Here is a 14189-nt window from a genome sequence, read left to right on the forward strand (position 1 = left end):
GACCATGACCAAAATCAACAGCATGATCACCGGAGGCGAGGCCGTCTACCGCGTTCTTAAGGCTAATGGCATCGACACCGTATTCGGCCTGCTGGGCGGGTCGATGCTGGAGCTGTACGACGCGATGCATCAGGGCGGCGAAATTGCCTATGTCGGTGCACGGGATGAGCGTGCGGCGGGCCATATGGCCGACGCCTGGGCACGGATGACTGGCAACCCCGGAGTGGTGCTGGGGGCGCAGGCGGGACCGGGCGTGGTCAACATCGTGACCGCCGTGGCCGAGGCGCAACTGGCCTATTCGCCGCTGGTAGTGATCGCTGGAGCCATCACCCGGGCCGACCAGGCCAAGGACACCTTTCAGGAAGTTGACCAAGTGGCGCTGTTTGCACCGATCTCCAAACGCTCGGTCATGGTCACCGATCCGTCGCGCCTGGCGCCGATGCTGGAGGACGCGATCCGGCTGGCCAATTCAGGCCGCCGCGGGCCGGTGGTGCTGCATGTGCCGCGCGACCTGTTTGCTGCCGAAGTCGCGGCTATTGATCCCAAGCCGGTGAACATCGCCCGCCCGGGGCCCGCGGCGCCGGACGACATCAGCGCCATCGCGGCCATGCTTTCCACCGCAAAGCGCCCGGTGATCTTTGCGGGCGGCGGGTTCAAATGGGGCCAGGGGCGCGAGGCGCTGACTGCCCTGGCCGAAACCCTGGAGGTGCCGGTGGTGGCCTCGACCGGCCATGCCGACGTGATGCGCCACGGCCATCCCTGGTTTGCAGGCCAGGCCGGGCCGCGGGGCAACCAGGTGGCCAGCCGCCTGACCAAGGAAGCCGATGTGATGGTGGTGCTGGGCGCGCGGCTGGGTTTCAATTCGACGTTCCACAGCAACGACTATGTCGGCGCAAAGACACGCATCGCCCATGTGGACATCGACGGCTCTGCCGTGGGCCGCTATTTCCCTGCCGAAATTGCGGCGCAGGCCGATGCCCGGCTGACGGCGGAGGCACTGGCCGCCGCGGCCACCAAACCTGCTGCGGACGAATGGCGGGCAGCCTTCAAGGCGGATATGGAAAGCCTTGCCGAAGAACGTGCGGAAGAAGCGCGGATCGCCACTCTGCCGATGCACCCGCGCCGGGCGCTGGCAGAGATCCGCGCCGCACTGCCGGAAAACGCTATCGTAACGCTCGACACCGGCAACACCTGCCTGCAGGCCGCCGACCGGCTGGCGCATTACGAGCCGATGAGCCTGATCACGCCGCTGGATTTCGGCCTGGTCGGCTTTGGCCTGGCGGCGGCCATCGGTGCCAAGGCGGCCGCACCGGAGCGCCCGGTGGTCGCGGTGATGGGCGACGGTGCCTTGGGTTACACGATGATCGAGATCCAAACCGCCATTCAGCACAGGCTGCCGGTCATAGTAGTGGTTCTGGATAACGAAGCCTGGGGGGCCGAGAAGGCTTATCAGCAGGAATTTTACGGCGGCCGCCTGCTCGGTGCGGAGATCACCTCGCCGCGCTATGACAAATTTGCCGAGCTGTGCGGGGGCAGGGGCATCTGGGTCGAGGGTCCCGGCGAAATGGGCCCGGCGCTGGAGGCGGCGCTGGTCGGCAATGAGACCACCATCATTCAAGGCAAGATTGATCCGGGGGCGCTGATGACGCTGCGCAAGGATCTGTTCAAGGCCCCGGAAAATACCCCGCAGGAGGACTGAGACCATGACCACCTGGGACACGATCATCATCGGCGCGGGCAACGCGGCCTTTTGCGCCGCCCATGCCGCGCGGGAAAAAGGGGCAAGCGTGCTGATGCTGGAATGCGCGCCCGAGGCGGAAAACGGCGGCAACTCCCGCTATACCGCAGGCGCCATCCGCTTTGCCTATGACGGGGTGGAGGACATCCGCGCCCTGTGCCCGGACCTGAGCGAAGAGCAGATCGCCATCACCGACTTCGGCACCTACACGCAGGAGCAGTTCTTTGACGACATGTTCCGGGTCACCCGGTTCCGTACCGATCCGGCCCTGTGCGAGCGGCTGGTGACCACTTCGCGCGAGACGATGCACTGGATGCGCGGCAAGGGCATCCGCTTCATGCCGATCTACGGGCGGCAGGCGTTCAAGGTCGACGGAAGGTTCAAGTTCTGGGGCGGGCTGACGCTTGAGGCCTGGGGCGGCGGCCCCGGCCTGGTGGATGCCCACACCAGAATCGCCAAAGAGGCCGGTGTCGAGATCCGCTATGAAACCCGTGCCGTGGAGATCTTGACCGACGGTTATGCGGTAACCGGCGTCAAGGTCCGCCACAGGGGGGAGCTTCAGGATTTGCGCGCGAATTCCGTGGTGATTGCTTCAGGCGGTTTTCAGGCCAGCCCGGAGATGCGCACCCGCTACCTTGGCCCCGGCTGGGAGATGGCCCGGGTGCGCGGCTCCCGCTTCAACACCGGCGAAGGCATCAGGATGGCGATGGCGGCGGGCGCCTCCACCTATGGCAACTGGTCGGGCTGCCACGCGGTCGGCTGGGACTACAATGCGCCGGAGTTCGGCGATCTGGATGTCGGCGACGGTTTCCAGAAGCATTCCTACCCCTGGGGGGTGATGGTGAACGCCACGGGCCGCCGGTTTGTCGATGAGGGCGCGGATTTCCGCAATTACACCTATGCCAAATACGGCCGGGTGATCCTGAACCAGCCGGACCAGTTCGCCTGGCAGGTTTTCGATGCCAAGGCCACCCATCTGTTGCGCGACGAATACCGCATCAAGCGGGTGACCAAGGTGACCGCGCCGACGCTGGAGGAGCTTGCGCACAAGCTGGAAGGCGTGGACCCGCAGGGCTTTCTCGATGAAATCCGCGCCTACAATGCGGCGGTGGACACCGCCACGCCGTTTGATCCGAACGTCAAGGATGGCCGCGGGACGCGGGGGCTGGCGTTGGCAAAATCCAATTGGGCCAACACCATCGACGAAGGCCCGTTCGAAGCCTACCAGGTCGGTTGCGGCATCACCTTTACTTTCGGCGGCCTGAGGATCGACCCAGACAGCGCGCAGGTCCTGGACAATGATCTTGCGCCGATCCCCGGCCTGTTCGCGGCAGGGGAACTGGTCGGCGGCATTTTCTATTTCAACTATCCTGGCGGGACCGGCCTGATCAGCGGATCTGTTTTCGGCCGGCTGGCGGGGGCGCATGCCTTTGGCGGATAGGGGCAGCTGGCTTGCTCAAACGGAGACGGCAAGCAACCGGACAACAGCCGCTCAAACCGCCCGTTTGGCTCAGGTGTCAGCGCGGTGCTGATGTCTGGGTTTGGCGGGAGGACTGGAGGGAGACTATGCCAATAGTCCAACTTCCCGCTGTTGCCCAGCAACGAAAGGCCGGGAACGGCCACTGTTGCCGAAACAGGCCCGGGCGATCCGCGCGGCTGGAACTGGCGGGCAACCTGCGTGATCTTGCACTGTTCAACGTGGCATTTGATAGCAAACTTCACGGATGCAATTTGGTCAAACTGGCCGTCAGTGACTTGGTAAGGGATGATCGCGTTTGCGACAGGGTGTCAGTGATCCAGAGCAAATCCTAGCGGCCCGTTCAGTTTGACCTCCCAGAAAACTCGCAGGATACCATTGCCCCGTGGGCCAAGCCGCCGAAAATGACCGGCCACTGTTTCACGCACCCCCGCGCCGCGAACTCCCTTTCATTGCAGTTGGTCTTCCGCATGAAATCTCGCGATCCCGTGCGCAATCAGTTTCTCAATAAGCGTGCTGTCTCCAGAACATTGGTTGCCGGAAGTAGCGAAACCTCATGCTCTGCCGACCGGCCGCCAAACAGAACCATGACCCTAAGACGATCTCCCTTAGTACTCATTCACACGCTCCTTTTGCTTGCCTCAAGTGCCTCGCCTGCCGACCCAGATTTCCGGTTCCGCAATTTCATAATCAACAGTGTGGCCGACAATTGGACCACGGCAAAAAAGGCCATGGCCGTCAGCAGCCCCAGCATATCAGCAAGCGCGCCGCTTGCGATGACAGGCAGTGAGAACCCTGAATAGGCATAAACGAACAGGCCTGCGGTGGCGCGTGCGCGGTCGTCAGGAGCGCGCAATGACACTTCTGCCAGTGATGCAAGATACGTGAAGCCATAACTCGCTGCGCTGGTGATGCAGGTTCCGGCAAGGACCAGGATCAGCAGTTTCAGCCAGACACCGGCCAAAAGCACGAGGAAGCCGAGCGGGATCAGGACGAACCCGAGGGTGAGCGCCTGATCGTTTGTCATTCGCCGGGCGATGGGCTGGCAAAGAAAGCCCACGAAAATGGCGAGGAAAATCACAAGACCGGTCCAACCGCCGAGGCCATTGACCGCCAGTTGCAGAGGCACGACAGCAATGGTCATGCCGGTCGTGGACCAAGCCAGCGCCATCGCGGCACCAAACATCCATGTGCCCGGCGGAAAGACCGGCAGCCGCAGAAGCGAGACAGGTTTCGGGCGGTCCGCCTTGGGCAAGGCAAAGGCGGCCACCGCCAAGGCTGGCGCCGCTGCAAACAGAACAATATAGCTGACCGGCATCAGCGTCGCGCCCTGAACCGCCAAGCTTATACCGGTTGCGAGGGCGCCGCCGCCGAAACCAAGTGACGTTGCCGATGTCACAACCAAGGCCGCATTTCGTGCGCGGCCCGCACCGAGAATTTCAGCCATGTAAGCAGCCCCGGAAGTGGTCGCCAGACCAGTTCCGATACCTAAGAAAAACCGCGCGGCCACAAGACTTGCCCAGTTAGGGGTTTGCACCAGTACTGCTGTTGCCGATGCGCCGAGGATCAGGGCCAGCGCAATGGGAATACGCCGCCCAATGCGGTCCGACAGTCCCCCTAGCAGCAACAGCGTTGGCATGAGACCGCCAGCATAGGCAGCAAATGCCACCGTCACAGCCGTGGCGCCGGCACCGCTCTCAGCCGCATATACATCGTAAAGCGGAGCTTGAAGGTTCACGGCAAAGGTGACGGTGAACAGGCTCGCGGCAAGCAGGCAGGAAGAGATGAAGCGCGGCATCCGGTGACCCTTATGGATTGACTTTGTTCCGGATTGCCATGAGGTTTTCTGTATGACAATTTTTCTATTGTACTAATGACAGTGGGCGCATGAAGAAGCCTCGATACGCGCGTCTTGCCGACATGCTCGCCAACGCGATCCAGGACGGGAAACTGGTCCCTGGCTCCAAACTGCCGACACACCGGGCATTTGCTGAGAAATCCGGTGTCGCTCTGGCGACCGCAACACGCGTTTACAAGGAACTGGAGCAGCGCGGCCTGGTTGCCGGCGAAGCCGGCCGCGGCACATTTGTGCGCGATCCCGGCCTGCCGGTGACGCTTGGCGTCCATCAGACCGTTGCCGAGGGCGTCACTGACCTTGTCTTCAACATGCCGGGGGATGCTGCCGACGCCGGCATGCTGCGCAGCGGATTGCGGCGGCTGGCAACTGCAGGTGATCTGGAAGCGATGCTGCGCTATCAGCCTCATGGCGGGCGGCTGCACGAACGCCGGATCATTGCCGAAAGCCTTGCCCCGGGCCTGGGCCGGGTTGACCCTGAATGCCTGCTGGTAACATCGGGCAGCCAGCATAGTTTGGCAGTCACTTGTTTGGGGCTTTTCCGGTATGGCGATTTGATTGCAGCAGATACACTCACCTACCCCGGTTTCAAATCCGCCGCGGCTTTACGCGGTCTTAACCTCCTCCCGGTCGAAGGATCGCAGGGAGTGATGGACCCTGATGAACTTGAGCGGTTGTGCCGATTACGGGAGGTTCGCGCCGTTTACCTGATGCCGACGGTCCATAGCCCCTTGGGATCGGTCATGGATGAGGCAACACGCCGCCACCTTCTCGTCGTTGCACAGCGGAACGACCTGCTGATCATTGAAGACGCCGCCTATGCGTTCCTGGAACAAAACCCGCCGCCCAGTTTCTATTCCCTGGCACCCGACCGGACAGTTCACATCGGCGGGTTTTCAAAGAATCTCGCGACAGGGCTGCGTCTGGGATATGTGATAGCCCCTGCAAGCCAGACCCTGCCACTCCTGGAGGCCATCCGTGCGACGACCTGGAATGCTCCGGCGCTGATATCTGGTTTGGTCGCGGGCTGGATCGAAGACGGGACTCTGCAGGTGTCTGAAGAAAACCGCAGGCGCGATGGAGCGGCGCGCCAGTCTGTCTTGCGGAAAGTTTTCGGTACGCTGCCCCTCCAGTCACATCCTAATGCGGGCTTCGCCTGGATGCCGCTCGAGAAAGGTGTTCGTGCTCAACCTATTGTCACGCGCTTGAAGGAGCACGGTCTCTCGGTGTCCGGCGCGGAGCCGTTCGCAACCACTACCGCAGCTCCGCAGGCGTTAAGGCTCGCCTTTGGCGGAATACCGAAGACTGAGCTGGAAGGCGTGCTGAATACGGTCCGGGATGCGGTATGCATTGACCAGGCCGGCTAGGGTCAGGACCCTGCAATACGGGAATAGTGGGTCCAGAGCCTAAGATCGCTAGATGCTATCGTCGGCATATGTTGCAGCAAAGGACCGGAAAGTCCTGCTTTCCAACTTGCCGCATGTCCCGTTCTGAAGGCCCGGTTCGCCTCAGAATAGCCTGGCAGCCAGCGATCCAGGATTGAGTAAGGTCTGCTCCAGCCGACAGCGCATGGTCTATTCAGCCCGGTGCCCGATGGTCACGGAAACGGCCCGCCGCCGGTCTTTTGCAGGCGCTCCAGAAACGCCTCCAGATCCTCCGCGCTGTCCAAGGGTTCCATCGCCTGTTTGATCGCCGCACCGTAGATCTGCCACATCTGCAGCCGCAGCGCAGCGCCGGCCTCTGTCAGATGCAGCAGCTTGCCGCGGCGGTCCTGTTCGAACACGGTTTCGCGCACCAGCCCCTGTTTCACCATCTGCGCCAGAATGCGCGACAGGTTGGATTGCTCAAACAGCAGGTTGCGGGTCAGCTCATAGGCCCGCACGCCGTCCGCCCCGGCCATCTCGATCCCCCACAGCACGTCATACCACCTGAGCGGCGGCAAACCCGCCGCCCGCAGCTTGGCCTCCATGTCACGGTGGGTCTGCCGGTGGGCGCGGTTCAACAGGATCCAGATTGCGGTTTCGCGTGGGCTGGGCGTCATCACGTCTTCACGAGTTGGTGAACAGGGCTGCGGTTCCGCCGTTGCCGGTGGATGCGCAAAAATAGATGTCATAGCATCCATCCCGGATCAATCGCATCCTCACGTAACAAGAGCCGTTCCCGGCCCAACCCCATCCGACAGGAAGACTGCCATGATGATCAGGATTGCCTCCCTCGCCGCCGCCGCGCTGCTGGCCGCTCCCGCCGCCTTTGCCGCCACCACCTACAAGACCGATCAGGGCCATACCGAGGTCAAATTCAGCTGGAGCCACGCCGGCGTCTCGATGCAGAGCGGCGAGTTTACCGACGCCCAGGGCACTCTGGTGCTGGATCCGGAAAACCCCGAAGCCTCCACCCTGAATGTGACCATCAAGGCGGACAGCGTCGCCACCGGGTTCGGGCCGCTGGACGACCACCTGTCCAGTGCCGACTTCCTGGAGGTCGCAACCTACCCCGAGATCACCTTTGTCAGCACCGGGATCGAGAAGACCGGCGACAAGACCGCCAAGGTGACCGGCGATCTGACCATTCACGGCACTACCCAGTCCGTGGTGCTGGATACCACCATGACCCACCTCGGCCCGCACCCGCTGGGCGGAGCGATCGAATACTACCAGGGCGACTGGGCGGCGTTTGAAGCCACCACAACAATCGACCACCAGTCCTTTGGTGTCGGCGGCTTCTCCACCGGGCCGATCACCATCCAGATCGTCAGCGAACTGAAGGCTGAGTGATTTCTGCCCAGCCGGTGCATCAGGCGGTGCACGGGGGGTGTACAGGGGGTGCATACATGTCACCCCCCTCCCCGGCTCGGATTTGAAGACAGCAAAAAAGCCCCGGATGGACACATCCGGGGCTTTTGATCTTCTGCTCTGCGCTTCGGCTCAGCCGCCGAAGTCGTCCAGCATGATGTCCTCGCGGTCCACACCCAGATCCAGCAGCATGTTGATCACCGACTGGTTCATGATCGGCGGGCCGCACATGTAGAATTCGCAGTCTTCCGGCGCCGGGTGGTTCTTGAGGTACTCCTCGAACAGAACGTTATGGATAAAGCCGGTGTAGCCTTTCCAGTCGTCCTCCGGCTGCGCGTCGGACAGGGCGACGTGCCAGTCGAAGTTGTCGAACTCCTCGGCCAGCTGGTCGAAGTCCTCGACAAAGAACATCTCCTTCTTCGACCGCGCACCGTACCAGAAGCTGATCTTGCGGTCGCGGTTCTCCAGCCGTTTCAGCTGGTCGAAGATGTGGCTGCGCATTGGTGCCATGCCGGCACCGCCGCCGATGAACACCATTTCCTTCTGGGTCTCGCGGGCAAAGAACTCGCCGAAGGGCCCCGAGATGGTGACTTCGTCGCCCGGCTTCAGGTTGAAGATGTAGGACGACATCTTGCCTGCCGGAATGTCGCTGCTGCCCGGAGGCGGCGAGGCGACGCGGACGTTCAGCATGATGATGCCCTTCTCGTCCGGGTAGTTCGCCATCGAATAGGCGCGCTCGACCGGCTCATCCACGACGGATTTGTACTGCCACAGATTGAAGCGGTCCCAATCCTCCCGGTACTCCTCCTGAATGTCGAAGTCGGTGTAGGCCAGCTGGTGCGCGGGCGCTTCGATCTGGATGTAGCCGCCGGCGCGGAAGTTCACATCCTCGCCTTCGGGCAGTTCCAGAACCAGCGCCTTGATGAAGGTCGCCACGTTGTCGTTCGACCGCACCTTGCAGCGCCATTTCTTGACGCCGAAGACTTCCTCGGGAACTTCAACTTCCATGTCCTGCTTGACCGCCACCTGACAAGACAGGCGGTCGCCGCAAGACGCCTCGCGCTTGGTGATGTGGCTTTCCTCGGTCGGCAGGATAGAGCCGCCGCCGGAATGCACACGCACCCGGCACTGGGCGCAAGTGCCCCCGCCGCCGCAGGCGGAGGGGACAAACAGTTTCTCAGCCGCCAGCGTCTGCAGCAGCTTGCCGCCCGCAGGCACCGAGATGGTTTTTTCGCCGTTGATGGTGATGTTGACGTTGCCGGACGCGACCAGGCGGGAGCGGGCAGCCAGGATGATGGCCACCAGCGCCAGCACGATCAACGTGAACAGGACAACGCCGAGCGAGAAAGTTTCCATAACTTCAGACGCTCCCTTACAGTTTGACGCCGCTGAAGGACATGAAGGCCATCGCCATCAGACCCGCGGTGATAAAGGTGATGCCCAGGCCCTGCAGGCCGTCCGGCACGTCGGAATACTTCAGCTTCTCGCGCACGCCCGCCATCGCGGTGATCGCCAGCGCCCAGCCAAAGCCGGAGGAGAGGCCGTAAGTGGTTGCTTCCGCGAAGTTGTAGTCGCGTTCCACCATGAACAGCGAGCCGCCCAGGATGGCGCAGTTCACCGTGATCAGCGGCAGGAAGACCCCCAGCGCGTTGTAGAGCGGCGGGAAGTACTTATCGAGGATCATCTCCAGGATCTGCACCATTGCCGCAATCACCCCGATATAGGAGATCAGGCCGAGGAAGGTCAGGTCCACATCCGGGAAACCCGCCCAGGCCAGCGCGCCCGGCTTCAAGAGGTAGGTCAGCAGCAGGTTGTTGGTCGGCACGGTGATCGCCTGCACCAGCATCACCGAAATCCCCAGACCCAGCGCGGTGGAAATCTTCTTGGACACCGCAATGAAGGTGCACATGCCCAGGAAGAAGGAGAGCGCGAGGTTCTCGACAAAGATGGCCTTAACGGCGAGTGAAATCAGCCCTTCCATCAGTGCGCCTCCACATTCTGGATTTTATATTCACGCTCTTCGACCTGGTTCGGCTTCCAGGTGCGGAACGCCCAGATCAGCAGGCCGATCACGAAGAACGCCGAGGGCGGCAGCAGCAGCATGCCGTTCGGCACATACCAGCCGCCGTTGTTCACGGTTTCCAGGATGGTGATGCCGAACAGGGAGCCGGAGCCGAACAGCTCGCGGATGATGCCGACCAGCATCAGGATAAGGCCATAGCCCATGCCGTTGCCGAGGCCGTCTATGAAGGACGCCACCGGCGGGTTGCTCATGGCGAACGCCTCGGCACGGCCCATCACGATGCAGTTGGTGATGATCAGGCCAACAAAGACCGACAGGGTCTTGGAGATCTCAAAGGCGTAGGCTTTGAGCACCTGATCCACCAGGATCACCAGCGAGGCGATGATGACCATCTGCACGATGATCCGGATCGACGAGGGGATCTGGTTCCGCAGCATCGAGATGAACATCGACGAGAACGCGGTCACAAAGGTCACCGCCAGGGTCATCACAAAGGCCACCTGCAGCGAGGAGGTCACCGCCAGCGCCGAGCAGATGCCCAGAACCTGCAGCGTGATCGGGTTGTTGTCGACCAATGGGTCGACCAGCATGTCTTTCTTGGTCTGCGCCATCAGAGCTCTCCCGCTTTAAGGGCGGCCAGGAAGGGTGCGTAGCCCTCTTCGCCCATCCAGAATTTCACCAGGTTGTCCACGCCGACAGAGGTCAGCGTCGCACCAGCCAGCGCATCAATGTGATGCTCCGGCCCGGCGGGGCCTTGCGCCTTGGCAACGCTGATCTGCAGCTCGCCGCTTTCGTCATGCAGCTTCTTGCCGCTCCACAGGGACTTCCAGCGCGGGTTGTCCACCTCGGCGCCGAGGCCTGGGGTTTCGCCGTGCTGGTAGAACTGCAGGCCAAAGATGTCGTTGCCGTTTTCCTCAACCGCGATGAAGCCATAGAGGGTTGACCATAGGCCGTAGCCGTGGACCGGCAGGATCACCTTGTCCAGATCGCCGTTTTCCTCGCGCAGCAGGTACACGGTCTTGTAGCGCGACTGGCGGCCGATGCCCGCCGGATCATTGTCCAGCGCGCGGCTCAGTTCCGGATCCTGCGCGGCGGCCAGATCGTCGAAATTGGCAGCATCGAACTGGTCGGTGAACTCACCGGTTTCCAGATCCAGCACCTGCGGTTCAAAGGCGGCGAAGGCCTCAGCCACTTTGATGCCCGGCTCATAAAGGCCGGCCACCTGCAGAACGTTCAGCTGCTTGTCGCGTTTGCGGTTCACTTCCTGCACCGGGCGCAGGGACACCGCGGCGGTGGACACGATCATCGAGGCCACCAGGCAGACAGCAACAGCGATGAACAAGGTCTTGCCGACGGAATCCGGCGATGCGGCCAGGAAGCGGCCAATCAGGCCCTTGCTTTGGGTATCAGCCATGGCGGCGCGCCCTCCGTTTGATGTTGGCCTGCACGACGAAGTAGTCGATCAGCGGTGCAAAAACGTTGCCGAACAGGATCGCCAGCATCATGCCTTCGGGGAAGGCCGGGTTCAGCACCCGGATCAGCACCACCATCACGCCGATGAGGGCACCGTAGATGTAGCGGCCTGCGTTGGTGTGGGATGCGGACACGGGTTCGGTCACCATGAACACCAGGCCGAATGCATAGCCGCCCAGCACCAGGTGCCAGTACCACGGCATCGCAAACATCGGGTTGCTGTCGGAGCCAATCAGGTTCAGCAGCATCGAGAAGGCAATCATGCCTGCCAGGCAGCCCACAATCAGGCGCCAGTTGGCGATCTTGGTGAACAGCAGGAAGCAAAGCCCGATGGCACAGGCCAGCGTCGAGGTCTCGCCAAAGCTGCCCTGAATGGTGCCAAAGAACGCATCCGACCATTCGATGCCCTTGGCGGCCAGCGCCTGCACGCCCTCGGCAGCAGTCACACCCAGCGCGGTCGCGCCGGAGAAGCCGTCAACCGGGGTCCAGACCGCATCGCCCGACATGTTCGCCGGATAGGCGAAATACAGGAACGCACGGCCCACCAGCGCCGGGTTCAGGAAGTTCTTGCCGGTGCCGCCAAAGACTTCCTTGCCGATCACCACGCCGAAGATGATGCCAAGCGCCACCTGCCACAGCGGCGCGGAGGCCGGCATGATCAGAGTGTAGAGCATCGAGGTCACAAGGAAGCCCTCGTTCACCTCGTGGCCTCGGACAGTGGCAAAGATCACCTCAAAGATGCCGCCCGCAACCAGCGTCACGATGTAGATCGGCAGGAAATACAGGAACCCGTGCGCGATGTTGGCCATCGGGTTCGCCGCATCCAGCGAGATGCCGAACATCTGCAGGATGGCGATCCGCCAGCCGGTGGCCGCGTCAGCCCCCAGCGCGGCAATTGCCGAGTTCGCCTGGTAGCCGGTGTTCCACATACCCCACAGGATGCAGGGGATGGTGGCGATCACCACATAGGTCATGATCCGCTTCATATCGACGTATGAACGGGCATGCGGCGCCACCGAGGTGACGGTTTTCGGGGTATAAAGGAAGGACTCCACCATCTCGTAGACGGGGAAGAGCTTTTCGTACTTGCCCCCCTTCTCGAAATGCGGCTCGATCCTGTCAAAGAAGCTGCGCAATCCCATCCGGCTCAGCCCTCCTTTTCAATCTTGGTCAGGCAGTCGCGCAGCGCCAGCCCGTATTCGTACTTGGCCGGGCAGGCAAAGCCGACGAGGCCCATGTCCTCTTCGTCCAGCTCCAGCGCACCCAGCGCCTGTGCGGTGTCGGTGTCCATCACCAGCAGCGCGCGCAGCAATTGCGTCGGCAGGTAGTCCTGCGGCATCAGCTGCTCAAAGGTGCCGGTGGGCACCATCGCCCGACGGCCGCCGTTGAGGTTGCTGGTGAGGTTGAACAGCTTGCGGCTGAGCGCAGAGCCCAGCACCGGCTGCACCGCGTATTTGCTGCCCATCGGGCGGATCCAGCCCAGCGGGATCTGCTTGCGGTCTTCTTCGATGATCGCAACCTGGCGGGCAAAGCGGCCCAGGAACGCCAGCGAGCCAGCCGCGTGGCGGCCCGACAGGATCGACCCGGAGATCACCCGCACCGGACCGTCCGAGGCGATCTCGCCGCGGGTCAGTTCATCGGTGGAGGCGCCTGTCACGGTGCGGACCAGACGGGGGCTGCGCGCAGCGGGACCGGAGATGGCAACCACGGTGGAGGGGTCCAGATGACCGGTCAGCAGCAGGCGGCCGATGGCGATCACGTCCTGATAGGACACGGTCCAGACTTGGTCGTTCGCGCGGACGGGATGCAGGAAGTGGATGTGGGTGCCCGCCAGACCCGAGGGGTGCGGGCCGGAGAAACCCGCAGCCTCGACACCGGCAAGGTTCGCACCCGGAATGCTGTCGCCTGCCTTCTGGCACAGATAGGTGGTGCCGTCGGTCAGCAGGGTCACGGCCTTCAGGCCCGCCTCAAACGCCTCAGCCGCGTCATTGATGATCACGGCGGCATCTGCGGCCAGCGGCTCGCTGTCCATCGCGGTTACAAAGATCGCGGCGGGCTTGGACCCCGGCTGCGGCATCTTGGAATAGGGACGGGTGCGGAAGGCGGTCCAGAGACCGGCGGCGCACAGCTTTTCGGTCAGGCCCTCAGCCGTGTCAGCATTGCCGGTGGCGGAGAAATCAAGGCCGGTATCTTCGGCATCGGAAATCGCAATCACCACGCTTTCCAGCACCCGGCGCGCGCCGCGGTTGATCGCCACGACCTTGCCGGTCACCGGGGCCACCATCAGCGCGGCCTCGGCATCCTTGTGGCAGAACAGCGGGGTGCCGCGGCGGACCTCCTCGCCTTCCTGCACCAGCATGCGGGGTTTCAGGCCCATGTAGTCGGGGCCCAGCACGGCCACCGAGGTGATGGAGGGGCCATCGTGGATCACCTGCTCCGGTGCGCCTGTCACCGGCAGATCCAGCCCCTTTCTCAAGTTAAATGTCTTCATATTTGCGCTACGTCCCTCCAAGGCCGAATCCCGTGGCGGTTCTTACCCCGTTCCGGCAGCGGCGGCAAAGAAAACGCACAAAACGCCGTTTTCCGCACATCCGCACAGCCTGTCCTGATTTCCGGCGCACTCGAATCAAATTCGGCGCCGATTGGCAAGGCTGTGCCCCTGCCAGTTTCCCGATTTCCTGTGTGTGCCGCGCTTTTATCAGACTGTTGGCGCTCACGCCCTTCGGGAAACCGTCAAAGCGGACAGGCGGAAACGGCAACGCCGTTCCCGCAGGCGCCGCCAGGGCGGGCCAGTCTGCCTGCCAGTCTCAACACGCGGTTGAAACTGATTC

General features: G+C 62.5%; 12 protein-coding genes. 4 read left to right on the forward strand and 8 right to left on the reverse strand.

Annotated features, from left to right (window positions below; translation table 11 throughout):
* Positions 1 to 4 precede the first annotated feature (4 nt).
* Together RA25_RS17180 and tcuA are read left to right on the forward strand one after the other, a co-directional pair.
* Positions 5 to 1699: a thiamine pyrophosphate-binding protein gene (locus RA25_RS17180; RefSeq protein ID WP_039174033.1), complete on the forward strand. Its 1695-nt coding sequence runs from the start codon at positions 5 to 7 to the stop codon at positions 1697 to 1699.
* Positions 1700 to 1703: 4 nt separating this feature from the next.
* Positions 1704 to 3179 (forward strand): FAD-dependent tricarballylate dehydrogenase TcuA, encoded by a 1476-nt coding sequence (gene tcuA, locus RA25_RS17185; RefSeq protein ID WP_039174035.1) that lies wholly within the window; start codon positions 1704 to 1706, stop codon positions 3177 to 3179.
* 655 nt (positions 3180 to 3834) lie between these two features.
* Here tcuA and RA25_RS17190 read toward each other — a convergent pair.
* Complete coding sequence (locus RA25_RS17190) at positions 3835 to 5013, reverse strand: MFS transporter (protein WP_039174036.1); 1179 nt, start codon at positions 5011 to 5013, stop codon at positions 3835 to 3837.
* 89 nt (positions 5014 to 5102) lie between these two features.
* Between RA25_RS17190 and RA25_RS17195 the strand changes: the two genes are divergently transcribed.
* The gene (locus RA25_RS17195; RefSeq protein WP_039174038.1) at positions 5103 to 6437 is read left to right on the forward strand and encodes an aminotransferase-like domain-containing protein; all 1335 of its coding nucleotides are present in this window, start codon (positions 5103 to 5105) and stop codon (positions 6435 to 6437) included.
* Positions 6438 to 6667: 230 nt separating this feature from the next.
* Here RA25_RS17195 and RA25_RS17200 read toward each other — a convergent pair whose 3' ends face one another.
* On the reverse strand, positions 6668 to 7111 hold the full coding sequence (locus RA25_RS17200) for a MarR family winged helix-turn-helix transcriptional regulator (RefSeq protein WP_039174041.1): 444 nt from the start codon (positions 7109 to 7111) through the stop codon (positions 6668 to 6670).
* A gap of 151 nt (positions 7112 to 7262) precedes the next feature.
* Here RA25_RS17200 and RA25_RS17205 point away from each other — a divergent pair, with 151 nt between their 5' ends.
* On the forward strand, positions 7263 to 7844 hold the full coding sequence (locus RA25_RS17205) for a YceI family protein (RefSeq protein WP_052254280.1): 582 nt from the start codon (positions 7263 to 7265) through the stop codon (positions 7842 to 7844).
* Positions 7845 to 7994: 150 nt separating this feature from the next.
* On the opposite strand, the gene nqrF is transcribed toward RA25_RS17205, so the two are convergent.
* Genes nqrF through RA25_RS17235 form a run of 6 tightly spaced genes read right to left on the reverse strand, consistent with a single transcriptional unit; the run spans position 7995 to position 13849 of the window.
* The gene (nqrF, locus tag RA25_RS17210; protein WP_019296951.1) at positions 7995 to 9218 is read right to left on the reverse strand and encodes an NADH:ubiquinone reductase (Na(+)-transporting) subunit F; all 1224 of its coding nucleotides are present in this window, start codon (positions 9216 to 9218) and stop codon (positions 7995 to 7997) included.
* A gap of 16 nt (positions 9219 to 9234) precedes the next feature.
* Positions 9235 to 9843, reverse strand: coding sequence for an NADH:ubiquinone reductase (Na(+)-transporting) subunit E (gene nqrE, locus RA25_RS17215; RefSeq protein ID WP_019296950.1), 609 nt, complete (start codon positions 9841 to 9843; stop codon positions 9235 to 9237).
* On the reverse strand, positions 9843 to 10496 hold the full coding sequence (locus tag RA25_RS17220; protein ID WP_019296949.1) for an NADH:ubiquinone reductase (Na(+)-transporting) subunit D: 654 nt from the start codon (positions 10494 to 10496) through the stop codon (positions 9843 to 9845). The genes nqrE and RA25_RS17220 overlap by 1 nt, the downstream gene beginning before the upstream one ends.
* Complete coding sequence (locus RA25_RS17225) at positions 10496 to 11299, reverse strand: Na(+)-translocating NADH-quinone reductase subunit C (protein WP_019296948.1); 804 nt, start codon at positions 11297 to 11299, stop codon at positions 10496 to 10498. The genes RA25_RS17220 and RA25_RS17225 overlap by 1 nt, the downstream gene beginning before the upstream one ends.
* A complete protein-coding gene (locus RA25_RS17230) occupies positions 11292 to 12500 on the reverse strand; it encodes an NADH:ubiquinone reductase (Na(+)-transporting) subunit B (protein WP_039148304.1) in 1209 nt (402 codons plus the stop codon). Before RA25_RS17230 ends, RA25_RS17225 begins: the two co-directional genes overlap by 8 nt.
* Positions 12501 to 12505: 5 nt before the next feature.
* Entirely contained in the window at positions 12506 to 13849 is a 1344-nt protein-coding gene (locus RA25_RS17235) for a Na(+)-translocating NADH-quinone reductase subunit A (protein WP_039174044.1), read from the reverse strand.
* Positions 13850 to 14189: the final 340 nt, after the last annotated feature.

The organism is Leisingera sp. ANG-S5 (assembly GCF_000813925.1).
Classification (GTDB): Bacteria; Pseudomonadota; Alphaproteobacteria; order Rhodobacterales; family Rhodobacteraceae; genus Leisingera.

What these genes read in the sequence shown, in the direction of transcription:
- RA25_RS17180 (WP_039174033.1), top strand. Translation starts at nt 5, where the DNA reads ATGACCAAAATCAACAGCATGATCACCGGAGGCGAGGCCGTCTACCGC.
- tcuA (WP_039174035.1), top strand. Translation starts at nt 1,704, where the DNA reads ATGACCACCTGGGACACGATCATCATCGGCGCGGGCAACGCGGCCTTT.
- RA25_RS17190 (WP_039174036.1), bottom strand. Translation starts at nt 5,013, where the DNA reads ATGCCGCGCTTCATCTCTTCCTGCCTGCTTGCCGCGAGCCTGTTCACC.
- RA25_RS17195 (WP_039174038.1), top strand. Translation starts at nt 5,103, where the DNA reads ATGAAGAAGCCTCGATACGCGCGTCTTGCCGACATGCTCGCCAACGCG.
- RA25_RS17200 (WP_039174041.1), bottom strand. Translation starts at nt 7,111, where the DNA reads ATGACGCCCAGCCCACGCGAAACCGCAATCTGGATCCTGTTGAACCGC.
- RA25_RS17205 (WP_052254280.1), top strand. Translation starts at nt 7,263, where the DNA reads ATGATGATCAGGATTGCCTCCCTCGCCGCCGCCGCGCTGCTGGCCGCT.
- nqrF (WP_019296951.1), bottom strand. Translation starts at nt 9,218, where the DNA reads ATGGAAACTTTCTCGCTCGGCGTTGTCCTGTTCACGTTGATCGTGCTG.
- nqrE (WP_019296950.1), bottom strand. Translation starts at nt 9,843, where the DNA reads ATGGAAGGGCTGATTTCACTCGCCGTTAAGGCCATCTTTGTCGAGAAC.
- RA25_RS17220 (WP_019296949.1), bottom strand. Translation starts at nt 10,496, where the DNA reads ATGGCGCAGACCAAGAAAGACATGCTGGTCGACCCATTGGTCGACAAC.
- RA25_RS17225 (WP_019296948.1), bottom strand. Translation starts at nt 11,299, where the DNA reads ATGGCTGATACCCAAAGCAAGGGCCTGATTGGCCGCTTCCTGGCCGCA.
- RA25_RS17230 (WP_039148304.1), bottom strand. Translation starts at nt 12,500, where the DNA reads ATGGGATTGCGCAGCTTCTTTGACAGGATCGAGCCGCATTTCGAGAAG.
- RA25_RS17235 (WP_039174044.1), bottom strand. Translation starts at nt 13,849, where the DNA reads ATGAAGACATTTAACTTGAGAAAGGGGCTGGATCTGCCGGTGACAGGC.